Raw genomic sequence first — 25,641 nt, forward strand, 5'->3', positions numbered from 1 at the left:
TCAGGACCCGGTATAAGAAATCCTGCAATTTCCCGCTACTGTTTCGGCGCGATCAGGCCGCAAATTCAGACGCTTGGGAGTTGTTCAGGCTGAACTAAGTGTTGAAATGGCCTCCCCGACTCTTTCCAGCAGATACTGAGTTACTTTGTTGTAGTAATGGGTATTTGTTTTTTGTGCATTTGATAGGTATGCTAATAGTGACAGCTTGTTTGACATCACTCCTATCATGCCAATTGGCTGTTGAGCCAAAATCCTACAGGCATTCACCTTGTCAAAGTGGCTCATTTGGGACGCATGAATGTCGCCTTTTTTAGACCTTAGGGGGTCAATCTCGGCTAGTATCTTTTGTCGGTTGTCTTCATTAAATATTGTAGCGCACATGCAGAAATATTGCGTGGGCCCAGGGCTCGGGTCGGGCTGCACGTTTTGCAGCCCGACATCTCCTGATTCATCAATTACAACCGTATACATCTACCTCGTGAATTTCTTGTGCTTCATCCTCTTTGGCTCTGCCGCGTCTTCGCCAAGGCGGAGCTTCTTGTCTTCTTCGTAGTCCTCGAAGTTGCCTTCGAACCATTCCACGTGGCCGTCACCCTCGAATGCCAGCATGTGGGTACAGATCCGGTCGAGGAAGAAGCGGTCGTGCGAGATGACCACGGCGCAGCCGGCGAAGTCGACGAGGGCGTCTTCCAATGCGCGGAGTGTTTCGACGTCGAGGTCGTTGGTCGGCTCGTCAAGGAGGAGCAGGTTGCCGCCTTCCTTGAGCAGACGGGCCATGTGGACGCGGTTACGTTCACCACCTGACAGCAGGCCGACCTTTTTCTGCTGGTCGGAACCCTTGAAGTTGAAGGCCCCGCAATAGGCGCGCGAGTTGATTTCGGCGTCCCCAAGCGTGATCAGTTCGGCACCGCCGGAAATCGCCATCCAGACGTTGTCATCCGGGCTCAGATCGTCGCGCGACTGATCGACGTAAGACATCTGCACGGTGTCGCCGAGGCTGACGGTGCCCGAGTCCGGCTTTTCGTGACCGGTGATCATCTTGAACAGCGTGGATTTGCCCGCACCGTTGGGGCCGATCACGCCGATGATGCCGCCGGGGGGCAGGGAGAAGGTCAGATCGTCGATCAGCAGGCGGTCGCCCATGGATTTGGACAAATGCTCGATCTCGAGCACCTTGGAGCCAAGACGGGGGCCGTTGGGGATGACGATCTGCGCCTTGCCGACGCGTTCCTTGACCGACTGGTCGGCCATTTTCTCATAGGACGAAATCCGCGCCTTGGATTTTGCCTGACGCGCCTTGGCACCCTGACGGATCCAGGCAAGTTCGCGTTCCAGCGTCTTTTGCTTGGCCTTGTCGTCGCGGGCCTCTTGCAGCAGGCGCTTGGCCTTTTGATCGAGCCAGGCGGAATAGTTGCCCTCATAGGGAATGCCACGGCCACGGTCGAGTTCGAGGATCCAGGACGTGATCGAATCAAGGAAGTAACGGTCGTGGGTAACGATCAGGATCGTGCCCTTGTAGTCGATCAGGTGCTGTTGCAGCCAGGCGATGGTTTCGGCGTCAAGGTGGTTGGTCGGTTCGTCGAGCAGCAGCATTTCGGGCGCTTCGAGCAACAGTTTGCACAGCGCGACACGGCGGCGTTCACCACCCGACAGGGTCGTGACATCGGCGTCATCGGGGGGGCAGCGCAATGCCTCAAGCGCGACGTCGATCTGCGAATCGAGATCCCAGAGGTTCTCGGCATCGATCTGGTCCTGGAGCGAAGCCATCTCGTCGGCCGTCTCGTCGGAATAGTTCATTGCCAGCTCGTTGTACTTGTCAAGCTTGGCTTTTTTCGCCGCGACACCCAGCATGACGTTGCCGCGCACGTCAAGTTTCGGGTCTAGATCCGGTTCCTGCGGCAGATATCCGACCTTGGCGCCTTCGGCGACCCAGGCTTCGCCGGTGAAATCCTTGTCGTAGCCGGCCATGATCTTCATCAGCGTCGACTTACCCGAGCCGTTGATGCCGACGACACCGATCTTGACCCCGGGCAGGAAGTTCAGCTTGATGTTTTCAAAGCACTTCTTGCCGCCGGGATAGGTCTTTGAGACGCCATCCATGTGATAGACGTATTGATAGGCTGCCATCGGAGAACCCCTTGGAGCATGTGTGAACGTTTGTCGGCTAGATAGCGAAGCGGCGCGGCAGGGGCAATGCGGTGCAGATTCTTCGCGACTTAAACACTTCTCAAGATATTCATGGTCAGTTTGCGTTGCAGCGTCTCGTTCGTGACGCTTCTGTCGCATCTCTTAATTGTACAGTGAGCTTTCCGTCCATGTCCAAGAAGAACCCAGACCATATACGCAGGAATCAATGGCGTCGGCTCAAGCTGAGCATCAAGATGCCGATCATGATCGCGGTGCCGACAGCTGTGATATCTATCATAGCCGCGGTGGTCTCCTATATCGGGGGGGCTAGTGAACTGGCGCACCAGAAGACCGAAGCGCTGAGCGCGGTGCTGGATCAACGCAGCGCCGCAGTGGTTGAATGGTTCGACGGGGTCGAGACTGATCTGACCGTTCTCGCCACCAGTGTTTCAACCATCGAAGCGCTTCGTGGCTTTGATCAGGCGTGGGAAAGTGTGGGGGATGACCCGGGTGGCGAACTGCGCCGGTTGTACATCGATGACAACCCGAATGCTGTCGGTGAAAAGGACAAGCTGTCCAATGCTGATGACGGTTCGGTCTGGTCGGGGGTGCATGACACCTACCATGCCAGCATGCGCAGCTTTCAGAGCAAGTTCGGCTATAATGATCTTTTCCTTTTTGATGCTGACGGAAACAATGTCTATTCTGTCTTCAAAGAGGCGGATTTTGCGACAAATTTCCTGACTGGCGCTTTCAGCGAAAGCGGTCTGGGCAACGTGTTCCGGGCAGCCAGCGAAGGTGAGGCGGGGAAGGTGTATTTTTCGAAATTCGCCCCCTATGCACCGAGCGCCGGCGCTCCGGCAAATTTTGCGGCCACCAAGGTTGTAGATGCAACTGGTGCGGTGCTGGGTGTCGTGGCGCTACAGGTGCCCATCAATGCCTTGTCGGGTATTCTTGCCCAATCAAAGCTGCTTGGCGAAACCGGGCATGTCTATGTTGTCGATGCTGACGGGCGTGCGCTCAGCGCTGTCGGCAGAGACAACACCTTCGGTGTGCTGGAAAAATTGCCCGACCTTCCGCAAATTCAGAGTGCGCGAACCGGCGAACAGGAAGTCTTGTATGATGTCCCCGGAGTCCTGGGCCACCAGGTCGAAGCTCTGACACGATCGCTTACGCTTCACGGTGTCACTTGGGGTGTCATTCTTGAAGAGGATATGGCCGAAGCGACGGCGGCGGAGGCCGATCTGGCGATGTCCAGCCTGATTGAAGTAGCGGCTGTCACCCTGATCGTTATCCTGGCTTCGATCCTGATCGCGCGCAGCCTGACCAAGCGGATTTCACTGCTGGCCAGCAGTGTGAACGGGATTGCATCGGGCGATTATGAAAGTCTGGTCGAACAGGCAAAGACTGGCGACGAAATTGGCGACATCGCGCGGGCGCTGGACCGGTTCAAGACAGCCCTGCATGATGGTGAGGAAGCCACAGCCGACCGCAAGAGACTTGCCGGTGAACATGAGGTGGTGATGGCGCGCTTGCGCGCTTCCCTGGAAGCACTGTCGCGTGGGGATCTGGATTGCGATCTTGGCAGTGATATCCCGGCCGATTACCAGGATCTTCGCCAGCATTTCAACTCTACCCTTGTCGAACTGCGCCGGATCATCGCTGAACTAAGTGACAGCGCCACTTCCATCCAGTCCGAATCCTCGGCGCTTGAAGCTTCGGCCGAACAACTGTCGAACCGCACAGAGAATCAGGCGGCCACTCTCGAAGAGACCGCAGCGGCGATGCATGAGATCACCACAAGCGTGCAGTCCACAGCGAAGGAGTCGCAGACCATCGTGGCAGCCATCGGCGAAATGCGGGCTGGCGCGGAACGCGGCGGCGAGGTCAAGAACCGTGCGGTCCATGCCATGGCAACGATCGAAGAATCGTCCAAGCAAATCTCGCAGATCATCCGGGTGATGGAGGATATCGCCTTTCAGACCAATCTTCTGGCGCTGAACGCGGGTGTCGAGGCGGCGCGTGCAGGTGATGTCGGACGAGGCTTTTCGGTTGTTGCCTCCGAAGTCCGGTCCCTGGCACAACGCTCCTCTGACAGTGCGGGCGAGATCCGGGACCTGATCTCTGCCTCTGCGCGCAGCGTCACGAATGGTGTGGAGCTTGTGACCGAGCTTGGCGGATCTATCGACGAAATTCTGGGTCTGGTCCTGGATGTCGCGGACCGGATGCAGAATATCGGCGCGGCGTCGGGCGAGCAATCGTCGGCCCTGGGCGAGATCAACACCGGTATCAACGAGTTGGATACGGTGACGCAGAAGAACGCGGGCATGGTGCTTGAATTCACCGACGCCGGGCGCTCTTTGAGCCAGAAAGCAATGGCGCTGCGCGAATTGATCGGGCATTTCCGCAGCAAGCAAATGCAAGCGCAAGCTGGTTCGCGGCGTCCGACGGCACCTGAACCCACCTTCCGGGACGAGCCGTTTGATGTCGTCAGCGCGCCGGTCGAGGTTCGTGCTGCACCCCCTGCGGCGCCCGCGAAACCTGCCAAATCTGTCCAGCCCGCCAAGCCAGTCCCGCCGGCCAAAGCCGCTAAACCAGCCGCTCCGCCGCCCCCGCCAAAGCGCGCGGCAGCAGTCGGCGCAGGCATCTGGCAGGATTTCTGACCTCGCAGTCGAGGAGGGGCGGTCGCTGTGCTTGGCGTCCGTCCGCCTCTGAGGAAGGAAAAGACGTTGAATCCCAGCGCGATCCGGTGTTTTTGCCATAGCTATCGGCAGGGGGCACCGGACGCGCATGACTTCAGACATCTCGAAGACCGGGCTGAATCTGCGCGCGGGGCAGCGTGTCGGTCTTCTGGGCGGCTCTTTCGATCCGCCGCATGCCGGCCATGTCAACATCACCAAAGAGGCGCTGCGCCGCTTCGATCTGGACAAGGTTGTCTGGCTGGTCAGTCCGGGCAATCCTCTCAAGCCACACGGACCGGCCCCGCTGGGCGCGCGCATGGCGGCAGCGCGGGTCATGGTGAAAGATCCCCGGGTGATCATCAGCGATGCCGAGGCACGTATCGGAACGCGCTATACCGCCGAAACGATTGCAGTTCTGCAAAAGGTGCATCCCGGGGTCCGTTTTGTCTGGTTGATGGGGGCGGATAACCTTGCCCAGTTCCACCGCTGGGAGCGTTGGCAAGAAATTATGGCGGCTCTGCCTGTTGGCGTGCTGGCCCGCCCCGGCGACCGGATTTCGGCCCGGATGTCGCGCACTGCCCGGGTATTTCGCGCAGCTCAGTTGCCCCCGCGCGCTGCCGGTCTTTTGCCACTGGCCAAGCCCCCGGCGTGGTGCTTTGTCAATGTGCCGATGCTCGATCTCAGTTCGTCGGCGATCCGCGCGCGGGGTGGTTGGTCGGGTTGAAGGATATCGTTTCCATCCCCGCAGACCGCACGCCCGATCCGGCAGTTCTGCAATAGCGCCCCGCTGCAGTAGATGACAAAAGGGATCAGAAGCCGAATGTCCACGCCGAGCCCCGCCCGGTCAGCGAAAGCGGTTATCAGCCGCTTCCGTCCGATCACCACCTTGCCCGCCGGTTCGTCCGCCGGATCAGAGGCAATCGTCACCAACATCCTGGCGATGGCATTCCGAATGGCAGCGGCGACATCACGCAAAATTGCCCCGGTAAAGGCCGGTTCGCGGTCTGTCCGCTTCTTGTCTGTTCCGGCGGGCTGGGGTTACATCGGCACATGAAACACGATCTTACCCGCCGCGCATTTCTGTCCGCTCTGGCGGCCAGCGTTGCTGTACCTGCAGTGGCCGATGCGCCGCTGACCTCCTTGCGCCCGGTTGGCCGGGGCGAGGATATCATGCGGCGCAGCCTGCCGTCGGTCGACGCGCTGATTGCCAAGGCGCGGCTGGACGGCAGGGTTGGTTTTGCGGTGGCGAACCTTGCCAGTGGTGAGATGCTCGAAGAGCTGAACGGGCAGGCCGGCCTGCCGCCTGCGAGCGTGGCCAAGGCGCTGACATCCTCTTATGCGCTTGAAACGCTTGGGCCGGATCACAGATTCGGCACGCAGGTGATCATGACGGGCGGTCTGAATCAGGGGGTGGTGACGGGCGATCTGGTGCTGGCGGGCGGCGGTGATCCGACGCTGGACACCAACGGGCTGGCCGAGCTGGCGGCACAGCTGAAAGAGGCCGGCGTGCGCGAGGTGCGTGGGCGGTTTCTGGTTTGGGGCGGCGCGCTGCCCTATACTGCGGCAATCGATCCCGACCAGCCCTTTCAAGTTGGGTACAACCCGGCGGTGTGCGGGCTGAGCCTGAATTATAATCGCGTGCATTTCGAGTGGCGCCGAACCGGTTCGGATTACACGGTGACGATGGATGCCCGGTCGGATCGGTATCGTCCGGACGTGACCATGGCGCGGATGGAAATCGTGAACCGCGCCGCGCCGATCTATACCTACAGCGATGCTGGTGATCGGGATGAATGGACCGTGGCCCGTGGCGCGCTGGGCAGTGAGGGGGCCAGATGGCTGCCTGTGCGCCAACCGGAACGCTATGCCGGTGAGGTGTTCCAGACTTTTGCCGGATCGCAGGGCATCCGCCTGAAGGCGCCCGAAGTGGTGGCCGAGCGTCCCGAAGGCAGGGTTGTCGCCTACCTTGAAAGTGCGCCGCTGAACGAGATCCTGCAGGACATGCTGAAATGGTCAACCAACCTGACCGCCGAGATGGTCGGCCTGGCCACGACGACCCGTCGCATCGGTAAGGTTGCATCGCTGAAGGAATCCGCCGAGGCGATGAATGCCTGGGCGAAAGAGAGCCTTGGACTGACGCATGTGGCGCTGGTGGATCATTCGGGGCTGGGGGATGACAGCCGGATCGCGGCGGCGGACATGATGAAGGTCATGCTGACCGTGCACGACCGGTTGGGTCTGAAGCCGCTGCTCAAGAGCTTTGATCTGCGTGACAGCCGCCGACGCGTGATCCCGGACCATCCGATCCGGGTGCATGCCAAGACCGGAACGCTGAATTTTGTGAGCGGTCTGGCGGGGTTCGCGGATCTGCCGGATGGCACCGAACTGGCCTTTGCGATCTTTGCCGCCAATATCCCGCGCCGCGATCAGCTGAGCCGGGAAGAGCGCGAACGTCCCCCCGGTGCGTCAGACTGGAACGTGCGGGCAAAGGTGTTGCAGCAGGCGCTGATCGAACGCTGGGGAACGCTGTACGGTGCCTGACGGATCTAATCCGCCGTCACGCTGATTGATGGTGTCTGGCTGATGGGCGAAACGGTGGCGCCCAGAACCGGCAGCAGGAAAAGCAGGAACGCGCCAAGCGCGGTGAATTTAAGACGGCTCATAATAGGTCTCCGGGGAAAATATGGTTCAGAAATCGGTGCAGAAAAATTGCACTGTCAGTATCTTACCAGAAATACGGCCGAATGTCAGTGTGGAATTCCCGACCGCGTTTCCCGGTATTTGCGCCTTGGGTCTGCGGTGGGGGGGCAGGTACGGGGGCATCGTGCCCCCGCTGGCCCGTTTCAGGCGCGCATGTGGCGTGCGCGGGCACCCCGTTCGATGGCGGCGGCGTGCAGGCGGTCCAAATTCAGCTCATACCGAATTTCTTCGAGCAGGCGCAGTTCAGATTCCCGCAACGTGCCATCGGCGGCGGCCACATCGCAGGCCAGCGCATAGGCCGTTTCATTCAGGCGTTCGGGAAGGTTGTCACGCAGCAGTCCGAACAGGGCATCCAGACCTTCTTCCTGCTCAAGCAGGTCAAACACCGTTTCGGCCATGCTGCTGATGCGGTCGTCGTGGTAGTCGGCAAAAATCGGCAGGTGGTTCACGGTCGACTGGATCTTGACCAGTTCAACGGTGCGGATGTTTTCATCCGATGCCGAGACGGCAATCATCAGCGCCACAAGGCAATCCTGCGGGCTGAGCGGGTGTTCGATCTGGTCAGACACAAGGTGGCCTTTCTGAATGGGGAAGTGTTGGGCAGAGATTATTGACCCGGGCAGCGGCCCGCAATAGGTAGCGGTCGTTATGACCCGCGCACCTTTTGTGCGATCCTGAAGGAGAGTCCCGATGTCCGATCTGCGCGACGCTGCAATGAGCGCCAAGGCCTGGCCTTTTGAAGAAGCGCGCCGGGTGCTCAAACGTTATGAAAAGGCACCGCCGGAAAAGGGTTATGTGCTGTTCGAGACGGGTTATGGCCCATCGGGCCTGCCGCATATCGGCACCTTTGGCGAAGTGGCGCGCACGACGATGATCCGCCGGGCATTCCAGCTGATTTCGGACATTCCGACACGGCTGATCTGCTTTTCGGATGACATGGACGGGATGCGTAAGGTCCCCGAGAATGTGCCGAATCCGCGCCAGCTGGATGAACATCTGCAAAAGCCGCTGACATCCGTTCCGGACCCGTTCGGCACGCATGACAGTTTTGGTGCGCATAACAATGCGATGCTGCGCCGGTTCCTGGATACTTTCGGGTTCGAATATGAGTTCATTTCGGCCACGGAATTCTATGCGTCCGGCAAGTTTGACGAGATCCTGCTGCGCTGCGCGGAACGTTATGACGACCTGATGGCGATCATGCTGAAATCGCTGCGTGATGAGCGCCAGCAGACCTATTCGATTTTCCTGCCGATCCATCCTGAAACGGGCCGTGTGCTGTACGTGCCGATCAAGAATGTGGATGCGGTCAAGGGCGAGATCACCTTTGATGACGAAACGGGGCGCGAATGGACGCTTCCCGTGACGGGCGGCCGCGTGAAATTGCAGTGGAAGCCGGATTTTGGCGCGCGCTGGGCGGCGCTGGGTGTCGATTTTGAGATGTACGGCAAGGATCACAGCACCAATACGCCGATCTATGACGGCATCTGCCGGGCGCTGGGGGAAAAGGCACCCGAGCATTTCACCTATGAGCTGTTCCTTGACGATTCAGGGCAGAAGATTTCGAAATCCAAGGGCAATGGTCTGTCGATCGATGAGTGGCTGAAATATGCCTCGACCGAGAGCCTGTCTTATTTCATGTATCTCAAGCCGAAGACGGCCAAGCGGCTGTGGTGGGATGTGATCCCCAAGGCGGTGGATGAATACCACCAGCAGCTGCGCGCCTATGAGACGCAGGATGCGGCCGCGCGCGTGAACAACCCGGTCTGGCATATCCACGGCGGCGATGTCCCCGAAAGCCGGATGGTGGTGTCCTTTGCGATGCTGCTGAACATCGCATCCGTGTCCCATGCCGAAGACAAGGATACGCTGTGGGGGTTCATCCGCCGCTATGCGCCTGACGCGTCGCCGGAAACCCATGGTGATTTGGATCAGGCTGCGGGCTTTGCTGTGGCCTATTATCAGGACTTCGTGAAGCCGGGCAAAGTGTTCCGGGCCGCGGATGAGAAAGAGGCCGCAGCGATGCGGGATCTGGTCGAACGCCTGCGTGCCTATGATGGTCCGGTCGAGGATGAAGCGCTGCAGACCATCGTTTTTGCCGTCGGCAAGGAACACGGGTTCGAGCCGCTGCGCGACTGGTTCAAGGCGCTTTACGAGGTGCTGCTGGGCGCAAGCCAGGGGCCGCGTTTTGGCGGGTTCATCGCGCTATATGGTGTGGATGAGACGATCGCCCTGATCGAACAGGCGCTGGCCGGCGATCTGGTCTGAATGGTGCGTCTGGGGGCCGGGGGTACACCTCTGGTTCCTTTGCGGGCTTAACTTCCGGGCGCTGCATATGCTGCCGGGCAGGGGGCGGGCATCCGTCAGAATGTCTGCCAAATCCCCATCTTGATGCCAAAGGTGTCGTCCCCACGTAGCCCGTAGGTCACGCCGATTTCGGCCATCCGGTTGCGCCCGAAGGGCAGGGCGACAGAGGGGGCGAGGCGGGCAAAGGGGGCAAAACCCGTCGGCCTGCCACTTTGAAATTGCAGCATGATTTTGGTCCCGCTCTCCAGCGTCACCCCGTAAGTCAGGTCCAGCTTCAGATCGGAACGCTGGTCTAGCGGTGCGATTTCGGCGACCCCGTCGGCAGCGATCCAGCCTTGCGTGCCGAATAATTGGATCGCCCGGCCCACTGACAGGCCGGGGCGGATCACCGGACGCCCCTCGATCCTGCCGATACCCAGTTCAAGTGCAAGTTTTGTCTGCTTGAGCGGGGTGGGCAGCGGCATGCGCAGAAAGGCAACCATCTTGCCCGCTCCGGATACTGAACGGCCCAGATCCAGCCCGAGTGTCAGGTCCTGGGTGAGGCCATATTCGGCGTATATCGTATAGTATTGCGATACCGGTTTTGCGCTGGTCCAGGTGGTCAGATCCTGCGGCCAGGACAGCCGCATATCCGATGAGACGAACCATGTGCCCTGATCGCGTGGCCATGCCCCGGCCTTTGCAGGTGCGGGAAGCAGCATCAAAACCAGCAAGGCCACAAGTATTCGCATCGCATTCTCCCGGTCTTCAGGATCGGGCAAGGATGGTTAATGCAATCTTAAGCGGGCGTGCGCTGCCGCGGCAGTGGTCTTTTGCTTGCTGCATGTGCAACATGGTCTGTAGAATCGCATGGATGCAGGGTCATTCGGATTCAGGGGAGTATCGGGTATGTCCGGATCAGTGATCACGGTGGCACAGCAAAAGGGCGGATCGGGCAAGACCACGGTCGCGGCCAATCTGGCGATCGGCTTTCGCCGTATGGGGCGCAGTGTTGCGCTGGTCGATATCGACCCGCAGGGGTCGTTGGGCCGGTGGTTCATGACGCGGCTGGAACAGGATCCCGCGCTGGTCGAGGGGATGGAGTTTGCCACATCCTCGGCTTGGGGGATCACCTATGAATGCCGCAAGCTGTCAGATAATTTTGATATCGTCATCGTGGATACGCCGCCAAAGGCCGACAGCGACCTGCGCCCGGCGCTGCGCTGCGCCGATCTGGTGATCGTGCCCGTTTCGATGAGCCACGTGGACCTGTGGGCCACCGAAGGCGTGCTGGATCTGGCCAAGCGCGAGGACAAGGAAGCGCTGATCGTGATGAACCGCGCCCGTGCCGGTACGCGGCTGTCGGCGGATGTGGCGCAGGCGGCGGACAAGCTGACGGCGCGCATCGCGTCCGCGCAGTTTGCCAACCGCGTGATCTATGCCGAGGCGCTGGGGCAGGGGCGGAGTGCCGCCGAAGGTTCGAAAACACCGGCGCGGGGCGAAGTTGATGCCCTCACGGCAGAGGTGGCGGCGCTGCTGGCAAACGGTTAAGGCTGGGCCAGAAAGCCAAGGCCGCAAACCCAAGGAGTGAGACATGGATCTGGATGCCCTGCGCGCATTGATCGTGGCGGACAGCGCCACGCGCGGTCAGCCGATTTCCAAACTGGGCTATTTCTGCGCGCCTTTCCGGCCTGCTACCGGCCCGTTTGCCGACAAGGTGATCAAGGTCTATCGCGGCCTGAACGACGATGCTGCGCTGGATCGTCTGGCCAGGTGTCACGACGATTACGCCGCTGCTCTGCGCACGGCGGGTGTGCCGCTGCCAGTGACCGAATTCCTGTTGCTGCCGGTTGAGGGGCGCCGCGTGCCGGTGATCGTGCAGGAGGCGCTGCCGTCTGAGACCATGATGCGCCCGCTGATGCAGTCGGGCAGCCGCGCGCAGACGATTGAGATGATGGAGTCGGCCGGGGACGTGATTGCCACCTTCTGGAACAATGCCGATCAGTTTCACACGCGCATCGGGTTTCACCCGTCGATCCGCAACTTTGCGATTGTTGATGGCCGCGCGGTGTTCTTTGATACCTTTCCGCCGCTGATCCACTATTCGCGCGAAGAGATGGGCAAGATGTTGCTGCAGTTTTCCGACAAGGCGCTGATGCGCTGGGTTGGACCCTTCCTGCAGAAAAAGGTGACCGGCATTCAGGACGAATGGTATTCGCCTGCCGAAACGCTGGTCGGGCTGGTGGGCTCGGCCTGTCGTCTGCGCCCTGATGATGCCGGTGCCTATCTGGAGTGGGGCCGCGATTTCACCCGCCGCCGCATGACCCGCTGGGAGGATGAGGCCCTGCTGGGCATGGTCGAGCCACCGCGTCTGCCGGGATACTGGACGGGCTTCCGCAAGCTGCTGGGGCTACAGGGTGAACCGAACCTGTAGTTCGATCGTGCGGGGCCTTTCCGGACCAAAGCCCCTGTTTGGGGGCTGTGATGCAGTGTCGGGCCGTGCTGTGACGCTGTTTTTCGCTGTGATCCGGGGGGCGGTGCGATCACGATTCATTGATCCGGATCAACGCGCGCCTGTTTACCCGGCGCTAGGCTACCCCTGTCCGACAAGGGGAGAGACGTCATGTACAGCAATATCATTGTGCCAATATCATTTGAAGACGAAGCGAAGATCGCGGCAGCCATGCGGGTCGCGCATCTGTTGCAGGCCAAGGGGGGCAAGATCACCCTGATGCATGTGATCGAGGAAATCCCGGCCTATGTCATAAATTACCTGCCGCAGGACTATATGCTTGCCTCGCGCAGCGCGATCGAGGCCGACCTGACACGGCTTGCCACGGCGCACGGACCGGCCACCCACGCGCTGGTCGAAGGCCATTCGGGGCGCACCATCCTGGAATTCGCCAAAAAGGCCGGAGCTGACCTGATTGTCATCGGATCGCACCGCCCGGGGATGCAGGATCTGCTGATGGGATCGACCGCTGCCCATGTCGTGCGCCACTCGCCCTGCGCGGTGCATGTGCTGCGCTGATTGACTTTGCCTCTGTCTGTGCCATTTGGCGGGGCAGAGGTGAGACATGACCAAATTAGCCCTGAAAGATCGCGACCGCATGCCAGAGGCGTTGCGCGTTCTGCTGGAAACCTTTCCCCGCGACGATTGGGAGGCGCATCCGCATTTTGCGGGCCTTGTGCAGTTCTGGCTGGACCGGCACCTGATGTTCCGTCGTCTGCTGGGCAATCTTGAGGCGGATGCCGAGGCCGCCATCGACCGCAAGATCGACCCGCAGGCCCACAAGGCACGGATTTCACGATATGGCGGGATGCTGGTCAGCCAGTTGCACGGCCATCACCAGATCGAGGATGACCATTATTTCCCGGTGCTGGGCAAGATGGAGCCGAAACTGCTGAAGGGTTTCGATATCCTTGATAAAGATCACCATGCGTTGGATGGGCTGCTGGATCGTTTTACCAGTTCAGCCAATGCGGTGTTGCAGGGACCGGGAAAGCCGGGGCCGTTTCACAAGGAACTGCTGTCCTTTGGTGCGATGCTGCATCGCCACCTGGAGGATGAAGAGGATCTGATCGTGCCGGTCATCCTGAAACACGGGCCCGATGCCCTGCACTGACATTAAAAAAGGGCGGATTGCCCGAAAGGATTACACCTTGCGCCTGACACTTCTTCTGATCTGTATGACGACCCTTGCGGCCTGCGGCGTTCCCTTTGTTCCGCTGATCTGATCCGGTCGGCGGAAGGGGGTCAGCTTTTGGCTGGCTCTTCGGGGAAGAGCACCCGGCATTGTTCGGTGTCCATCGCAGCTGCTGCGCGCAGGGCGGGCAGGGCCTTGTTCAACTCGGCCAGGCGGGCCTCAAGCTTTGGGGCATCCACGGGTACGCGACGCGTCACCGGTTGGGTGTCCGTATCCCAGCACTGGTAGTATCCACCTTTGGGCAACCTGCACCAACCGAAGGTCTGACGGGTCTCGTATTTGGTCTGATAGGTGTAGCCCTGGGCGAGTTCCTTGGAAATGCGGGCGCGTTCCTGCAGCGCGGCGCTATAGGGCGCCACGGCATTTGCCTCGCACTGCTGACGCGGGGTGGCGCAGGCGGCGAGCGCCAGAAATGGGATCAGGAACAGGATACGCATGGTGTCAGGATAGACGCCGCGAGGGGCGGCGTCCATCACAGGCTTTTCAGCCCTTGATTTCGATGGCGTTGATCTTGCCCCAGCCGTTATCGGCGTTCGAGGTAAAGTCGATCATGATCACGTCGCCGGATTTCAGATCCTCGGGTACCGATTTCAGCGTTTCGAGCGACCAGACGGTCTTGTCGTCGAGAACAAGCACATTGGCCTTGCGGTCAAAGGCAACGACAGTGCCCGACGTGCTGTCGGCAAAAGCGGGGACGGCGGAAACCGCGAGAAGGGAAGCGATAAGGGCGGCGCGCATGGGGGGGATCCTTTGGATCTGAGGGATAAGACGCGGGTGGTAAATGGTGCTGCTTTGCGGCCCTGCAAGAGAGCGGCGCATAAATATTTCATCAGCCTTATCAAACCGCTGTCGGCAACTGTCCCCGAAGGACCAAACGTCGTGGTGCCATCTTAATGGCCCGGTAAGATGCGAGCGATTATCATGCGCAATATCAAGACGTTGCTCAGAACGCGCACCGCTGTTATGACCCGAATCGAAGCGTGCGAGGGCTGCCCTGTGTCGACCACCATGAAACTGGCATTTGGCAGCCTGCTGGTAGGCTTTGTGGTCTTTGGGCTCAAGGCTCTGGCGTGGTGGATCACCGGGTCGGTCGCGCTGTTGTCGGATGCGCTGGAAAGCACGGTAAACGTGGCCACTGCCATTGCTGCGCTGATCGCCATCCGGGTTGCCGCCGTGCCGGCCGATGCCAACCACCCGTATGGCCACCACAAGGCGGAATTCTTTAGTGCCGTGCTTGAAGGGGTGATGATCATCATCGCCGCGCTGCTGATTTTGCATCAGGCCTATGGCAGCATTTTTGCGCCGAAAGTGATCGACGCGCCGATCGAGGGCTTGCTGGTCAACGGCGCGGCGACCGTGCTGAATGCTTTCTGGTGCTGGGTTCTGATCACGCGGGGACGGGTTGAAAAATCGCCCGCTCTGGTGGCGGATGGTCGCCATCTTCTGACGGATGTGGTGACGTCTGCGGGTGTGGCGCTGGGCCTTTTGCTGGCCACTGTCACCGGGTGGTGGATACTCGACCCTGCGCTGGCGGGCATTGTGGCGCTGAACATCCTGTGGTCCGGGTCACGGATGATCAAGGAATCGCTTAGCGGTCTGTTGGACGAAGCGGTTCCGGAAGAGACGCTGAAGGTGATCCGCGAGGTGATCTCGACCGAGGCCGGAGGCGCTGTTGAGGCGCATGATCTGCGTACCCGCCACGCCGGGCGTGTCACCTTCATCGACTTTCATCTTGTGGTGCCGGGTGAGACGTCGGTTTCGGATGCCCACGAAGTTTGTGATCATGTGGAACTGGCGCTGAAAGAGGCGGTGCCGGACGCCAATGTCACCATTCACGTCGAGCCCGAGCATAAGGCCAAACATACCGGCATCATCGTGCTGGATTGATCCGCCACACTGCGCCGGGCATAAAAAAGGCCTGTGCGGAGGGATACGCACAGGCCTTCGACCGTCCGGGCAAGACTGGTCAGATGCGGGCGGTGGCGCCGCGCGGACCTGCCACCAACCAGGCGATGAAGCCCAGCAATGGCAGGAAGAATACCACCAGCGTCCACACGACTTTGGCCGCTGTCGAAGCGCCAGAGGTGAGGATGTTGTAGATGGCGTAAATGTCGGCGATGAGGAGGATTAGTCCAAAAATTCCATATTCCATGAGTGATCTCCTGAGCGTATTGCTGTGTGTTTGCTGACAGGACAACGCGCGAACAGGGGGCATTTGTTCCATGGAGCGTAAAGAATTGTTAAAATCTTAAGCGGGGGCATCCGGCTGAGATCGAAAAGCCATTTTCAATGCTGTCGGACACAGCGCAGAAGAAGCCGAACAAAAAAGGCTGGCCAAATTATGACCAGCCTCAAATCTTGTTGGACAGCAATCGTCGCCTGCAGGAGTTATGGCAGCCTGATGATTGCGATACCGTCCTTGGATCAGATTTCGTTGTCGATCGCCTGGCCCGCGTTCTGGACATCGCGTCCGGCGCCCTTGATCGTTTCGCAGGCCGTCAGGGCAAGCATGGCGCTCAGGATAACTGCAATTCTCAGCATGACTTAATTCCTTTATTGATGCTGAACCCGAACGCGCGTCGCGCCGATTTGTTCCGCCCGCGACCAGAATGAATTCTGATATTTCTAACGCTTGCGCCGCTTTACGTTTCCGCCATGCATCCCGCCACGACCTGCGGTTGAGCGGCCACGGCCTTTGACCGCCTCTTCTGATGCGCGGGCGACGGCCTGCTGGCGGGCCATCGGGTCGTCCGAGATGGCGAGATCCACGGCTTCCAGCCGCTTGACCTCATCCCGCAGGCGCGCGGCCTCTTCGAATTCGAGGTTCTCGGCAGCCTTGCGCATGTCGGTGCGCAGCCCTTCGAGCACGGTTTTCAGGTTGCCGCCATGCGCCTTGTCGATCTTGGCCGTGACGCGGTTCATGTCCACATCGCCCTTGTAGAAGCCCGCCATGATGTCATCGACGTTCTTCTTGATCGTCGCCGGGGTGATGCCGTGTTCGGTGTTATAGGCGATCTGCTTTTCGCGGCGGCGGTCGGTTTCGCCCATCGCACGTTCCATCGACCCGGTGATGCGGTCGGCGTACATGATCACCCGGCCTTCGGAATTGCGCGCGGCGCGACCGATGGTCTGGATGAGCGAGGTTTCAGAGCGCAGGAAACCCTCTTTATCCGCGTCGAGAATGGCGACAAGACCGCATTCGGGAATATCCAGACCCTCGCGCAGCAGGTTGATGCCGATAAGCACGTCAAAGGCACCAAGGCGCAGATCGCGCAGGATCTCGATACGCTCCATCGTGTCGATATCAGAGTGCATGTAGCGGACCTTGATCCCCTGTTCATGCATGTATTCGGTCAGATCTTCGGCCATACGCTTGGTCAGGGTGGTGACCAGCGTGCGGAACCCGTCGGCGGCCACCTTGCGCACTTCGTCCAGTAGATCGTCGACCTGCATGTCGACGGGACGGATTTCGATATAGGGGTCGATCAGGCCGGTGGGGCGGATGACCTGTTCGGTAAAGACACCGCCGGTCTGCTCCAGCTCCCACTTGGACGGGGTGGCCGACACAAATACCGACTGCGGGCGCATGGCATCCCATTCCTCGAACTTGAGCGGGCGGTTGTCCATGCAAGAGGGCAGGCGGAAGCCATGTTCGGCCAGCGTCATCTTGCGCCGGAAGTCGCCTTTGTACATGCCGCCGATCTGCGGAACCGAGACGTGGGATTCATCCGCGAAAACAATGGCATTGTCGGGGATGAATTCGAACAGGGTGGGGGGCGGTTCGCCGGGGGCACGTCCCGTCAGGTAGCGCGAATAGTTCTCGATCCCGTTGCAGACGCCGGTTGCCTCGAGCATCTCGATATCGAAATTGGTCCGCTGCTCCAGCCGCTGAGCTTCCAGCAGTTTGCCTTCGTTCACCAGCTGGTCGAGCCGCTGGCGCAGCTCTTTCTTGATCGAGATCACCGCTTGCGTCATCGTCGGTTTGGGCGTGACATAGTGCGAATTGGCGTAGACGCGGATGCGGTCGAAACTGCCGGTCTTTTCGCCGGTCAGCGGGTCGAATTCGGTGATGGATTCCAACTCCTCGCCAAAGAACGACAGTTTCCATGCACGGTCTTCGAGGTGGGCGGGAAAGATTTCCAGCGAATCGCCGCGTACCCGGAAAGAGCCGCGCTGAAAGGCCTGATCGTTGCGCTTGTATTGCTGGGCGATAAGGTCGGCCATGATCTTGCGCTGGTCATAATCGCTGCCGACGAGCAGATCCTGGGTCATCGCGCCGTAGGTTTCGACCGAACCGATGCCGTAGATGCAGGACACAGAGGCGACGATGATCACATCGTCCCGTTCCAACAGCGCCCGGGTGGCCGAGTGGCGCATCCGGTCGATCTGTTCGTTGATCTGGGATTCCTTCTCGATATATGTGTCCGAGCGCGCGACATAGGCCTCCGGCTGGTAGTAGTCATAGAAGCTGACAAAGTATTCGACGGCGTTGTCCGGAAAGAACCCCTTGAATTCGCCGTACAATTGCGCGGCCAGCGTTTTGTTCGGGGCAAGGATGATCGCCGGGCGCTGGGTTTCCTCGATCACCTTGGCCATGGTGAATGTCTTACCCGTACCGGTCGCGCCCAGCAGCACCTGATCCCGTTCGCCCGCCAGAACGCCCCCCGCGAGTTCGCGGATTGCGGTCGGCTGATCGCCGGCTGGTTCGAAATCCGTCGCCATGCGGAAGCGAATGCCGCCTTCGAGCTTTTCCCGCGTTTTTGGCTCGGGGGCAGGGGCGTGCATGAGGGCGTCGGACTTGTCGGAATGGGCAAAGGGCATGATCTTACCTCTGGGAGTGCACCACACAGGTGTTGTTTGCGGCAGGTTATTCAAGGCTTTCCCTTTTGTCAGCCGCGGCGGTATGGGTAAAGTGCCCCTGTATCATGAAATCAGTTCGATCCTGTCAGGCTTGGGGTTGTCGGCTATATGCGCCTGAAACTGCCCGGAAATCCGGCAACGGTGGATGGGGGGATATGTCGCCCTTATGGGGCAGCATTGCCCGGCAGTGGAAAGTTAGGATGCGACACAAAGCGTGCTCGGCACCGCTTGCCCCGACTGTGCAAATTCGCGATACTGCGAGCAAGTCAAAGCAAAGGGTGTCCCATGCGCGCGCGTATCTTTCAGCCGGCTCGAACGGCCATGTCCTCGGGTCAGGCCAAGACTCATCACTGGGTTCTCGAATTCGCACCGGATTCGGCGCGTGAGGTTGATCCGCTGATGGGCTGGACATCTTCGACTGATACGCAGGCGCAGGTGCGTCTGCGCTTTGATACCAAAGAGGCGGCTCTGGAATACGCCAGCGACCATGGTATCGATGCCCAGGTCTCAGACCCGAAAGTGCGCAAGTCCAATATCCGCCCGCGCGGCTATGCCGAAAATTTCGCCGTAGACCGCCGGGGCGCCTGGACGCACTAGGGTGAAAATCCGGATAAAGTTATCTCGGAATCGGGGCAAGGATTTCGCGAGATCGATTTTGCCTCAATATGTAGTCCGCTAAGTGTGTGATGCATCCAAATGTTGAATGAGGCGAGTTCGCTCTGTTGGCGGCTTGACTCATCACTGATAAAGCTTGGCGCAGTCCACGCGACTGACAAAATACGGTAATCTCTCGGTTCTTTCGTCGAGCACAGCGTGTCGAGGTCATCAGCCGGGTTTGCGACCGCATCAGGCACCTGGACCGCCATCAGCCATCCCCGGATGCCGTTACCGCTCCAACCGTCTGTGCGAATTTCCCTTAGCCTCATCCTAAACCCCCGCGGCGTCTTCCGTCGAAGCTTTGTGAACGCGAGCCGCTACCGCCCGGCGGCCCATGTCGCGCTGCGCCTTGCATAAACGACTGCGAGACGCGAGAAGCGGAGATCGCAAGGCCGATACGAGCCACATGGTGCCCGCGACGCGAACGGCTCTTTGTATGTACCGGCTGCTGTTCGCAAATGATTTCTGGCATGTTCTCGGAAGTCGCTCATATGTATCCGGCCTGTTGATCGACACGCGGGTCGTGGCCTTGTTGGGGTTACGCACGCGCCGTGATCTCATTAGCGGACAGGTCGATTTTGACCATTTGGGCCGTCAGACTCTGGGGGCGTAATTTTTCCGTTCCATGCTTTGCTATCTATCGCGAACTCCTTTGGATTGCTGAGGGTCGATCAGATACCGACAGCAACCTCATCTCTTGGCGCGTCAAACGCCGTTTTAAGTCTCAAAATGCTCCAGGCCATGCGCGCCAGTTTATTTGCAAGGGCGATGGGGCCTTGTTTCGCTGCATGCGTTCTGACGCACGTATCAGCCACTCGCCAAAGCTAAAGTCGGGCCATCGATGTGGCCGCATCATGATGACTTTGGCTGCTTGGACGAACAGCATCCGTAGATATCGACTTCCTCGTTTTGAGATTCGCCCCAAGATCGTTCGCCCACCGGTGCTGTATTGTCGGGGAACGAGGCCGACCCAGGCGGCAAAGTCACGACCGCGATCAAAGGCTTCGCCTTCACCTACCGCCGCGACCATCGCCGTGGAAATCATTGGACCAATACCAGGGATCGTCATGACATTTCGGCAGTTCTCCTCGGTACGGCTGATCTCTTCGATCTCTGCTGAGACCTTGTCGATGAAAAACGGGTTAAAGTTGTCTCGGAATCGGGGCAAAGATCCCGCGACGACATGATGCGATCTGCATATAGGGCGCCCATTGGGCGCCTTAACTACATCTGGAGAGCAGTATGGAATTCCTGATGAACGGCGATGCGCCTAGCCGCCCGACCATCCTCCTGGCCCACGGTGCAGGCGCTGCGATGGACACCCCCTGGATGACGTCCGTCGCGCAAAGGCTGGCAGATCGAGGCTGCCGCGTTGCCCGCTTCGAGTTCAGCTATATGGCCGCTCGCCGCGCTGGCGGCTCCCGGCGCCCTCCGGGGAAAGCCGAGACCTACATCCCCGAGTACCTCGCAGCGATCGACGCCCTAGCCTGCGACGGACCGCTGATCATCGGTGGCAAGAGCATGGGCGGCCGTGTCGCCAGCCTCATCGCTCAGGACCTGCACGATTCCGGACGTATTCAGGGGCTCCTTTGCCTTGGCTTTCCGTTCCACGCCCCCGGCAAGCCCGAGAAGACCCGCGGCGCGCATCTCTCCAGTATCACCTGCCCAACCCTGATCTGCCAGGGCGCCCGTGACCCGTTCGTCACCCGCCAGGAGGTGGAGAGCTATCTGCTTTCACCTTCCGTAGCCTTGCACTGGCTGGAAGACGGTGACCATGACTTGAAGCCACGAAAGCGGCTCACCGGTTCCGGTCTGGAAGACCACCTCGAAAGCGCCTCGAAATTTGTGGCCGACTGGGCCGCGACGATCTTCTGAAGCTGTCCTTCAACAGGAACAGCTGACGTGAGAGCAGGAAAGGTCGATCGCGCAGCCAAATGCCATGCGACACTCCCGAGCGGCAGGTCATAACATCAGCCGTCTTTAAATGGTTACTGAAAAATTCGGGCGAGATTAATCAAAATGCTCGAAGTGTCACTCCGGTATGTTTGGCTGTTTACCGGTACGCAACAAAACATACCCGATGCGAACCGTGCATCTATTCAGAGACAGTCGCGATGCCTAATTGCGCCCAGTCAAACCGACCATTTGGTTCGCAAGAAGATTTGAAGACAACCTCGGCCTTTCGAAATTCCTCTGACATTCAAAAATGTTAAGCGGCTTGGCGGAGTTAAAACCTTGATCCATTCCATTCATTAGGATGATACTGAGCTACTGTAGCAGTGAGCGATTTACCCACCATCACATCGCCTACAATTCCTGCAAGAACCGGCATTGGGTGTCCCATCACGACGAAACCGCCAACGCCACGCTGATCGCAAAGACGGATTCCTGGTACACCGGATCGAACGTGCCGGGAAAACCGCGTCGGGTGCTGTCCTACACCGGCGGCGTCGGAATATACCGCGACCTAGGCGACGAAATGGCAAGGAACGGCTACCCGTCCTTTACCATGAGCAAGGCCGACGCCCTCGCCGGCCCTTTGCCGACAATGGAGGGTCGTTCTACTGCTGCGTCCCCGAAGCATCCATTTGTGCCTGTCGAAGCAAGCCCCAATCGTTGAAGCCTGCTGGCCGAACGGACCGGTCATTCCTGCGCCTGTCTCCGCCAGCCTCGCCACGCCCCGGTCCAAGGCTTGAGCCGTCCTACCGTCAGCGCCCATGCTCCGATCGTCAACCCGCACATCAAGGTCTTCGAAACACTCCCCATCGTGCCTTCGATCAGGATCGCGTGAACTACGCTTCCGACCACCACGACGGAGGCCGCCATGGTGTGTGCAAGTCGCCAGACCTGGGGGCGAAGACGGAGCTTCTTCCTGATACCGGCGAGGAGCGCCGCTGCGATCAGGGCCCACATCGCCACGACGCCAAAGGCGGAGAACGCTGTCGGCGCGGCGAAGGTCAAAGCATCGACCATGTCAGGCGGGCTCGTGATCCACAGCCCGACGACATGCACGGCAACGGCGAGCATCAGCGCAACGCCGGTCCAGCGATGGATTCGTCGCCCGGCCTGCATCGGGAACCCGGGTAACAGCCCGGCGGCCAGCAAAGGTTGCACCAGCAGGAGTGCCAGCGCGACCACACCGGCGAATCCTGCCGCCACGTAGACGGGGGTACGATACGGAAGGTACTCGCTCCCTGCAGCAACGACCAGGGATGCGCCGATCACGCCCGCAATCGCACACCAGATGAGGATCACACGGAAGACGGTCAAGGTCAGGCAGGTTGCAGCACGAAATGCGCAGACAAGCTCGTGTCACGGGCACTCGACATGACCGGACGGAGAAAGACTGTCTCGAAGTCGCCGCTGTCGTAGGCAAGGTGCCCGTGCGGTTGTCCGAAGGTCGGCACGATCTGCGGCATCTCGAGTTGGAACATTCCGTCAGCGTTCGTCAGGGTCGCGCCGTGGCTCCTTGCGTCGCTCTCGCGACCCTCGGTGGTGTGCGCCCAGATCTGGATGCGAATACCCTCCAGCGGTACGCCGTCGCCCGCGCGACGAACGGTTCCGGACATCATGAAACCGCCCTCACCGATCCGGTCCACGATGAGCGCGCCGGGCCGGTAGTTGTTTGCCCCGCCGCGCATCGATGTGGTCGGAGCGAGGCCCTGCGCACGAACGGGCGATATCAGGCCTGTCCCGGTGGCCAGGAATGCTGCAGCCCCTGCCGCCATGAACCTTCGGCGGGGCATCGGAGATTGTGACATTGGCGGGCCTCCCTTCGTCAGAGCACGTGGTCGGGCATGAGTTTAGCGTGAATTTGGGCTCAGAAAGCATTTGCGGCCGTCGCCGCACAGACTTGTGATCAGCCCGGAGTTCCGCCCCGCGACACCCCTTGGCGGGGTCGAACATCGGATCGACACAAGCGTATTTCTACACTTGCCGCCGCCGATGGCGGCCCAGACCTGCCTTTCATGGGGCGGCCCGTCGCTGCAGCGCAGCTTCCCCGGACCGTTCTTTCGCAGCATCGCGCAGCGTCTTCGAACAGACCAACTTCTGCAGTGCGCAGGAAACGGACCCTGCAAACTTGCGAAGCATGGTCGCCCTTCAGGACGTGACCGGCCCATAGCTGCCTTTGGCCACACCATCAAGATGCTGCAACTGAAATCAGCAAAGCTGCCGTTCACTTGTTTTCAGATATCAAACTCATCCGCTTCTTTAGCGCCATTGCAAATTTTGAATTGCCTTCAGTCTTTGAGATGTAGGCAGATAGGTCAATTCCGTCGTACGCGCTGTAGTCCTTGAGTGCGGCGTCTTCTATGCTAATCGTCCAATCTTGGGCATCAATAACAATAATTCCCGCGTCAAACAGTCGATGGAGGTCTGCTCGGAGAGGGATACCATTCCAAGCTTCATCTCCGCCGCCGCACGATACGGGGATTATGTGGGCGGCCTCCAATACTGCCAAAGTCTCGCATCCAGAAATCAGACAACGCGCGCCAAAAGTCTCGAATACCATACGGCGGAACTTAGCTTGTCCTGGCCGCTCCCAAACATCGGCTAATCTGCGCTGCCGCGCGGCTGCGATCTCAGCCTCATTGTTCACATTTTCGATCAGTTGAAACCCAAGACCCTCGAAGTATCTTCGAAACACGTTTGTGATCGGATTATTGGTCATAGGGTTTCCGGCAAGCTCGTTAGCAAGACGGCCCAACGGTTTTACAGGATAAGCCACGCCTTCGTACATCAGAAAACCGGTACTGGACTTGCGCATCTGCCCATTCGGCTTGGGATAATTCTCATATAGCCATGCCTGACCTTCAGCTTTCACACGGTCGATGGCCTCTTCGGCTTGATCCCGATCAAAGGTTAACTCAGTCATCTTGTCAGTGCTATCCCTCAGGCCCGCGGATCGTGCTACTATCGTAGCCTTGCTCGGTCATACGAGCAATCAGTAGATGCAACCAATGATCGATTGACGAACGGCCCGAAGCTGCCACTCGCCATCAAGATGTTTGCCGCAACGCGGCTTCACCAGAGCTGACCTTCAAATATGGCGGCGACTATCTGACAGTCTTCTCCCATATTCATTCGAATTCCCAGGGTGTCGGACATGGTGAGATTGGCCGCAGAGGCGTGCGATAACACTGCAAGGCGAAACCTTGCGTTACAGGGCCTTACGCCGGGCCATCGTAAGGATCAGTGAGCGGGTGTTCTCCAAGACATTGAATGCACCGGAAATTGATGTGCTGGTACATCGCGAGGTCGTAGAGGTCATGCCGCCACATGTCGAATATTGCCTGACCGACTTGGGAGTTGAAGCTGCCGAGCGGCGGCGATCTCTTGCAGATTGGATCGAAGACAGCCTGCCGCGCGTCGGCGGCGAATGGGCGCTACGCGGTGTGATCGGGCCTGATGGGTCTGTCAGGTTACCAGAATTGACTGAATCGCTCGGTTTGCCTGGTCGCGTGGGGCGAAGAAGTGTGTGAAATCAAATCGCTGCACTGCTTGATAGGCTGAGGGCGATGCAATTATTGAAATATAGATTTCCCTTTTTGCACATTCATGTGTAATGGTAACTTCAGGCGAGGGAATTACCGCGCTAACGGAGGAGGAAAACCATGAAATTCAAAACAACACTCACGGCCATTTCCCTTTTGGGAACGTTTGCAACTGGCGCAAACGCCGAAGGCAAGGAGATGTTGCTAGGCACCATGGCGGTGCCCGGCACAACCGTTGAAACCGCATCCCATCTTTTTGCCGAAAAGGTCGCCGCCGAGATGCCCGGTCAGCTTACGGTGATAGTGAACGACTCGCTGTTGAAAGGCGCTCAGCTGGCACCATCCGTCCGGGATGGGGTGGTCGACGCAGTGGTTGCAGTGCATCCCTATCTCTCTGGCTCCGAGCCTGTGATGGGGCTCCAGAACCTGCCGGGTGTCATCCGAACCGCTGAGGAATATCAAGAGGTTCTTGCTGCTTTCTGGCGAGAAGACCTGCGCTCCCTTTGGAACGACAACTGGAATTCTCATGTGGTAGCCGAAGGAGCATGGGCTACACATAACCTTTTCACCGCCAAGCCTGTAGAAACTCCCGAGGACTTCGCAGGGCTGAAAATCCGCGTCCATAATGCCGAAACCGCGCGCTTCATCAGCCAGCTCGGTGCCCTACCCACGCCGCTGGATGCCTCTGAAATGGCCGCAGGGCTTGAACGTGGGGTGATCGACGGGCTGTTCACACCTTCGTGCTACGCCTTCAAGCAAGAGCTCTTCCGGTCTGCCTCGCATATCGGTAACTGGCAGATCGGTCCGATCCAGGGCTGGGCGATCCTGATCAACAACGATAAGTGGAATGCCCTCAGCGCGGATGAACAGGCTGCGCTGACCGACGCCGGAGAGGCCGTCGAGGCAGAGATGTGGGCGAACTTTGCAGCCAACACTGCCGAATGTGTGGACGGGATGACCGCTGAAGGGGCGAGCTACTTCGAAGCCTCCGAAGAGGACATGTCGGCCATTTTCACCGATGCGAACACTCAGCCCGTCTTTGACGACTGGAAGTCCCGCATGGCCGACAAGGGCTTTGACGGTGACAAGACGCTTGTACAGGCAATGAAAGCCACGGCGGGCGAATAA

26 protein-coding genes and 1 pseudogene are annotated in these 25,641 nt (G+C 59.4%); 15 read left to right on the forward strand and 12 right to left on the reverse strand.

The annotated features are described in order from the left end of the window. Positions 1–471 precede the first annotated feature (471 nt). Entirely contained in the window at positions 472–2,127 is a 1,656-nt protein-coding gene (gene ettA / locus CHB75_RS19480; protein WP_089273591.1) for an energy-dependent translational throttle protein EttA, read from the reverse strand. Between the two features lie 188 nt (positions 2,128–2,315). Here ettA and CHB75_RS19485 point away from each other — a divergent pair, with 188 nt between their 5' ends. From CHB75_RS19485 to dacB, 4 genes are all read left to right on the forward strand, one after another. After that, a complete protein-coding gene (locus CHB75_RS19485; protein ID WP_089273593.1) occupies positions 2,316–4,790 on the forward strand; it encodes a methyl-accepting chemotaxis protein in 2,475 nt (824 codons plus the stop codon). Positions 4,791–4,917: 127 nt separating this feature from the next. After that, a complete protein-coding gene (locus tag CHB75_RS19490; RefSeq protein WP_089273595.1) occupies positions 4,918–5,532 on the forward strand; it encodes a nicotinate-nucleotide adenylyltransferase in 615 nt (204 codons plus the stop codon). A 96-nt stretch (positions 5,533–5,628) separates the two neighbouring features. Next, positions 5,629–5,862 (forward strand): hypothetical protein, encoded by a 234-nt coding sequence (locus CHB75_RS19495; RefSeq protein ID WP_089273597.1) that lies wholly within the window; start codon positions 5,629–5,631, stop codon positions 5,860–5,862. Beyond that, entirely contained in the window at positions 5,859–7,349 is a 1,491-nt protein-coding gene (gene dacB, locus CHB75_RS19500) for a D-alanyl-D-alanine carboxypeptidase/D-alanyl-D-alanine endopeptidase (RefSeq protein WP_089273599.1), read from the forward strand. The genes CHB75_RS19495 and dacB overlap by 4 nt, the downstream gene beginning before the upstream one ends. 302 nt (positions 7,350–7,651) lie before the next feature. Here dacB and CHB75_RS19505 read toward each other — a convergent pair whose 3' ends face one another. Beyond that, the gene (locus CHB75_RS19505; protein WP_425439522.1) at positions 7,652–8,023 is read right to left on the reverse strand and encodes a tellurite resistance TerB family protein; all 372 of its coding nucleotides are present in this window, start codon (positions 8,021–8,023) and stop codon (positions 7,652–7,654) included. 175 nt (positions 8,024–8,198) lie between these two features. On the opposite strand from CHB75_RS19505, the gene CHB75_RS19510 reads away from it, so the two are divergent. Then, entirely contained in the window at positions 8,199–9,776 is a 1,578-nt protein-coding gene (locus tag CHB75_RS19510) for a lysine--tRNA ligase (protein WP_089273603.1), read from the forward strand. A gap of 95 nt (positions 9,777–9,871) precedes the next feature. Here CHB75_RS19510 and CHB75_RS19515 read toward each other — a convergent pair whose 3' ends face one another. After that, positions 9,872–10,546: a hypothetical protein gene (locus tag CHB75_RS19515; RefSeq protein ID WP_089273605.1), complete on the reverse strand. Its 675-nt coding sequence runs from the start codon at positions 10,544–10,546 to the stop codon at positions 9,872–9,874. Positions 10,547–10,703: 157 nt separating this feature from the next. Between CHB75_RS19515 and parA the strand changes: the two genes are divergently transcribed. The 4 genes from parA (at position 10,704) to CHB75_RS19535 (ending at position 13,420) form a co-directional block, all read left to right on the forward strand. After that, positions 10,704–11,345 carry a ParA family partition ATPase gene (parA, locus tag CHB75_RS19520; RefSeq protein ID WP_089273607.1) on the forward strand — a complete coding sequence of 214 codons (642 nt, stop codon included), beginning with the start codon at positions 10,704–10,706 and terminating at the stop codon, positions 11,343–11,345. A gap of 43 nt (positions 11,346–11,388) precedes the next feature. Continuing rightward, positions 11,389–12,228, forward strand: a complete 840-nt coding sequence (locus tag CHB75_RS19525; RefSeq protein WP_089273609.1) for a DUF6206 family protein — start codon at positions 11,389–11,391, stop codon at positions 12,226–12,228. 189 nt (positions 12,229–12,417) lie between these two features. Then, positions 12,418–12,825: a universal stress protein gene (locus CHB75_RS19530; RefSeq protein WP_089273611.1), complete on the forward strand. Its 408-nt coding sequence runs from the start codon at positions 12,418–12,420 to the stop codon at positions 12,823–12,825. Positions 12,826–12,871: 46 nt separating this feature from the next. Beyond that, the gene (locus CHB75_RS19535) at positions 12,872–13,420 is read left to right on the forward strand and encodes a hemerythrin domain-containing protein (protein WP_089273613.1); all 549 of its coding nucleotides are present in this window, start codon (positions 12,872–12,874) and stop codon (positions 13,418–13,420) included. A gap of 131 nt (positions 13,421–13,551) precedes the next feature. Here CHB75_RS19535 and CHB75_RS19540 read toward each other — a convergent pair whose 3' ends face one another. Then, complete coding sequence (locus CHB75_RS19540; RefSeq protein ID WP_245841078.1) at positions 13,552–13,974, reverse strand: excinuclease ABC subunit B; 423 nt, start codon at positions 13,972–13,974, stop codon at positions 13,552–13,554. A gap of 10 nt (positions 13,975–13,984) precedes the next feature. After that, positions 13,985–14,239 carry a hypothetical protein gene (locus CHB75_RS19545; RefSeq protein ID WP_089273615.1) on the reverse strand — a complete coding sequence of 85 codons (255 nt, stop codon included), beginning with the start codon at positions 14,237–14,239 and terminating at the stop codon, positions 13,985–13,987. Positions 14,240–14,497: 258 nt separating this feature from the next. Here CHB75_RS19545 and CHB75_RS19550 point away from each other — a divergent pair, with 258 nt between their 5' ends. Continuing rightward, positions 14,498–15,388: a cation diffusion facilitator family transporter gene (locus CHB75_RS19550; RefSeq protein ID WP_089273653.1), complete on the forward strand. Its 891-nt coding sequence runs from the start codon at positions 14,498–14,500 to the stop codon at positions 15,386–15,388. Positions 15,389–15,467: 79 nt separating this feature from the next. Here the strand turns inward: CHB75_RS19550 and CHB75_RS19555 are convergent, their stop codons facing one another. From CHB75_RS19555 to uvrB, 3 genes are all read right to left on the reverse strand, one after another. Next, the gene (locus tag CHB75_RS19555; protein ID WP_089273617.1) at positions 15,468–15,653 is read right to left on the reverse strand and encodes a PLD nuclease N-terminal domain-containing protein; all 186 of its coding nucleotides are present in this window, start codon (positions 15,651–15,653) and stop codon (positions 15,468–15,470) included. A gap of 272 nt (positions 15,654–15,925) precedes the next feature. Next, positions 15,926–16,042 carry an entericidin A/B family lipoprotein gene (locus CHB75_RS19560; protein ID WP_089273619.1) on the reverse strand — a complete coding sequence of 39 codons (117 nt, stop codon included), beginning with the start codon at positions 16,040–16,042 and terminating at the stop codon, positions 15,926–15,928. Positions 16,043–16,126: 84 nt separating this feature from the next. After that, the gene (uvrB, locus tag CHB75_RS19565; RefSeq protein ID WP_089273621.1) at positions 16,127–18,322 is read right to left on the reverse strand and encodes an excinuclease ABC subunit UvrB; all 2,196 of its coding nucleotides are present in this window, start codon (positions 18,320–18,322) and stop codon (positions 16,127–16,129) included. Between the two features lie 324 nt (positions 18,323–18,646). Here uvrB and CHB75_RS19570 point away from each other — a divergent pair, with 324 nt between their 5' ends. Beyond that, the gene (locus CHB75_RS19570; protein WP_089273623.1) at positions 18,647–18,958 is read left to right on the forward strand and encodes an ETC complex I subunit; all 312 of its coding nucleotides are present in this window, start codon (positions 18,647–18,649) and stop codon (positions 18,956–18,958) included. A 731-nt stretch (positions 18,959–19,689) separates the two neighbouring features. On the opposite strand, the pseudogene CHB75_RS19575 reads toward CHB75_RS19570, so the two are convergent. Further along, positions 19,690–20,150: pseudogene (locus CHB75_RS19575) on the reverse strand (IS110 family RNA-guided transposase); the annotation flags it as partial. A gap of 110 nt (positions 20,151–20,260) precedes the next feature. On the opposite strand from CHB75_RS19575, the gene CHB75_RS19580 reads away from it, so the two are divergent. Continuing rightward, on the forward strand, positions 20,261–20,893 hold the full coding sequence (locus CHB75_RS19580) for an alpha/beta family hydrolase (RefSeq protein ID WP_089273625.1): 633 nt from the start codon (positions 20,261–20,263) through the stop codon (positions 20,891–20,893). Positions 20,894–21,353: 460 nt separating this feature from the next. Beyond that, the gene (locus CHB75_RS21880) at positions 21,354–21,638 is read left to right on the forward strand and encodes a hypothetical protein (RefSeq protein WP_217898814.1); all 285 of its coding nucleotides are present in this window, start codon (positions 21,354–21,356) and stop codon (positions 21,636–21,638) included. A gap of 23 nt (positions 21,639–21,661) precedes the next feature. On the opposite strand, the gene CHB75_RS19590 is transcribed toward CHB75_RS21880, so the two are convergent. From CHB75_RS19590 to CHB75_RS19600, 3 genes are all read right to left on the reverse strand, one after another. Further along, the gene (locus CHB75_RS19590) at positions 21,662–22,288 is read right to left on the reverse strand and encodes a ferric reductase-like transmembrane domain-containing protein (RefSeq protein WP_089273629.1); all 627 of its coding nucleotides are present in this window, start codon (positions 22,286–22,288) and stop codon (positions 21,662–21,664) included. A 2-nt stretch (positions 22,289–22,290) separates the two neighbouring features. Beyond that, positions 22,291–22,779 carry a twin-arginine translocation pathway signal gene (locus CHB75_RS19595; RefSeq protein ID WP_089273631.1) on the reverse strand — a complete coding sequence of 163 codons (489 nt, stop codon included), beginning with the start codon at positions 22,777–22,779 and terminating at the stop codon, positions 22,291–22,293. Positions 22,780–23,195: 416 nt separating this feature from the next. Then, on the reverse strand, positions 23,196–23,894 hold the full coding sequence (locus CHB75_RS19600; protein ID WP_089273633.1) for an HNH endonuclease: 699 nt from the start codon (positions 23,892–23,894) through the stop codon (positions 23,196–23,198). A gap of 265 nt (positions 23,895–24,159) precedes the next feature. Between CHB75_RS19600 and CHB75_RS19605 the strand changes: the two genes are divergently transcribed. Together CHB75_RS19605 and CHB75_RS19610 are read left to right on the forward strand one after the other, a co-directional pair. Further along, on the forward strand, positions 24,160–24,501 hold the full coding sequence (locus CHB75_RS19605; protein ID WP_281253242.1) for a winged helix-turn-helix transcriptional regulator: 342 nt from the start codon (positions 24,160–24,162) through the stop codon (positions 24,499–24,501). 132 nt (positions 24,502–24,633) lie between these two features. Continuing rightward, a complete protein-coding gene (locus tag CHB75_RS19610; RefSeq protein WP_089273637.1) occupies positions 24,634–25,641 on the forward strand; it encodes a TRAP transporter substrate-binding protein in 1,008 nt (335 codons plus the stop codon).

It is taken from the genome of Puniceibacterium sediminis (assembly GCF_900188035.1).
Taxonomy (GTDB): Bacteria; Pseudomonadota; Alphaproteobacteria; order Rhodobacterales; family Rhodobacteraceae; genus Puniceibacterium; species Puniceibacterium sediminis.

Excerpts from the sequence above, each read along its gene's own strand:
- ettA (WP_089273591.1), bottom strand. The coding sequence starts at position 2,127 with ATGGCAGCCTATCAATACGTCTATCACATGGATGGCGTCTCAAAGACC.
- CHB75_RS19485 (WP_089273593.1), top strand. The coding sequence starts at position 2,316 with ATGTCCAAGAAGAACCCAGACCATATACGCAGGAATCAATGGCGTCGG.
- CHB75_RS19490 (WP_089273595.1), top strand. The coding sequence starts at position 4,918 with ATGACTTCAGACATCTCGAAGACCGGGCTGAATCTGCGCGCGGGGCAG.
- CHB75_RS19495 (WP_089273597.1), top strand. The coding sequence starts at position 5,629 with ATGTCCACGCCGAGCCCCGCCCGGTCAGCGAAAGCGGTTATCAGCCGC.
- dacB (WP_089273599.1), top strand. The coding sequence starts at position 5,859 with ATGAAACACGATCTTACCCGCCGCGCATTTCTGTCCGCTCTGGCGGCC.
- CHB75_RS19505 (WP_425439522.1), bottom strand. The coding sequence starts at position 8,023 with ATGATTGCCGTCTCGGCATCGGATGAAAACATCCGCACCGTTGAACTG.
- CHB75_RS19510 (WP_089273603.1), top strand. The coding sequence starts at position 8,199 with ATGTCCGATCTGCGCGACGCTGCAATGAGCGCCAAGGCCTGGCCTTTT.
- CHB75_RS19515 (WP_089273605.1), bottom strand. The coding sequence starts at position 10,546 with ATGCGAATACTTGTGGCCTTGCTGGTTTTGATGCTGCTTCCCGCACCT.
- parA (WP_089273607.1), top strand. The coding sequence starts at position 10,704 with ATGTCCGGATCAGTGATCACGGTGGCACAGCAAAAGGGCGGATCGGGC.
- CHB75_RS19525 (WP_089273609.1), top strand. The coding sequence starts at position 11,389 with ATGGATCTGGATGCCCTGCGCGCATTGATCGTGGCGGACAGCGCCACG.
- CHB75_RS19530 (WP_089273611.1), top strand. The coding sequence starts at position 12,418 with ATGTACAGCAATATCATTGTGCCAATATCATTTGAAGACGAAGCGAAG.
- CHB75_RS19535 (WP_089273613.1), top strand. The coding sequence starts at position 12,872 with ATGACCAAATTAGCCCTGAAAGATCGCGACCGCATGCCAGAGGCGTTG.
- CHB75_RS19540 (WP_245841078.1), bottom strand. The coding sequence starts at position 13,974 with ATGGACGCCGCCCCTCGCGGCGTCTATCCTGACACCATGCGTATCCTG.
- CHB75_RS19545 (WP_089273615.1), bottom strand. The coding sequence starts at position 14,239 with ATGCGCGCCGCCCTTATCGCTTCCCTTCTCGCGGTTTCCGCCGTCCCC.
- CHB75_RS19555 (WP_089273617.1), bottom strand. The coding sequence starts at position 15,653 with ATGGAATATGGAATTTTTGGACTAATCCTCCTCATCGCCGACATTTAC.
- CHB75_RS19560 (WP_089273619.1), bottom strand. The coding sequence starts at position 16,042 with ATGCTGAGAATTGCAGTTATCCTGAGCGCCATGCTTGCCCTGACGGCC.
- uvrB (WP_089273621.1), bottom strand. The coding sequence starts at position 18,322 with ATGCCCTTTGCCCATTCCGACAAGTCCGACGCCCTCATGCACGCCCCT.
- CHB75_RS19570 (WP_089273623.1), top strand. The coding sequence starts at position 18,647 with ATGCGCGCGCGTATCTTTCAGCCGGCTCGAACGGCCATGTCCTCGGGT.
- CHB75_RS19580 (WP_089273625.1), top strand. The coding sequence starts at position 20,261 with ATGGAATTCCTGATGAACGGCGATGCGCCTAGCCGCCCGACCATCCTC.
- CHB75_RS19595 (WP_089273631.1), bottom strand. The coding sequence starts at position 22,779 with ATGTCACAATCTCCGATGCCCCGCCGAAGGTTCATGGCGGCAGGGGCT.
- CHB75_RS19600 (WP_089273633.1), bottom strand. The coding sequence starts at position 23,894 with ATGACTGAGTTAACCTTTGATCGGGATCAAGCCGAAGAGGCCATCGAC.
- CHB75_RS19610 (WP_089273637.1), top strand. The coding sequence starts at position 24,634 with ATGAAATTCAAAACAACACTCACGGCCATTTCCCTTTTGGGAACGTTT.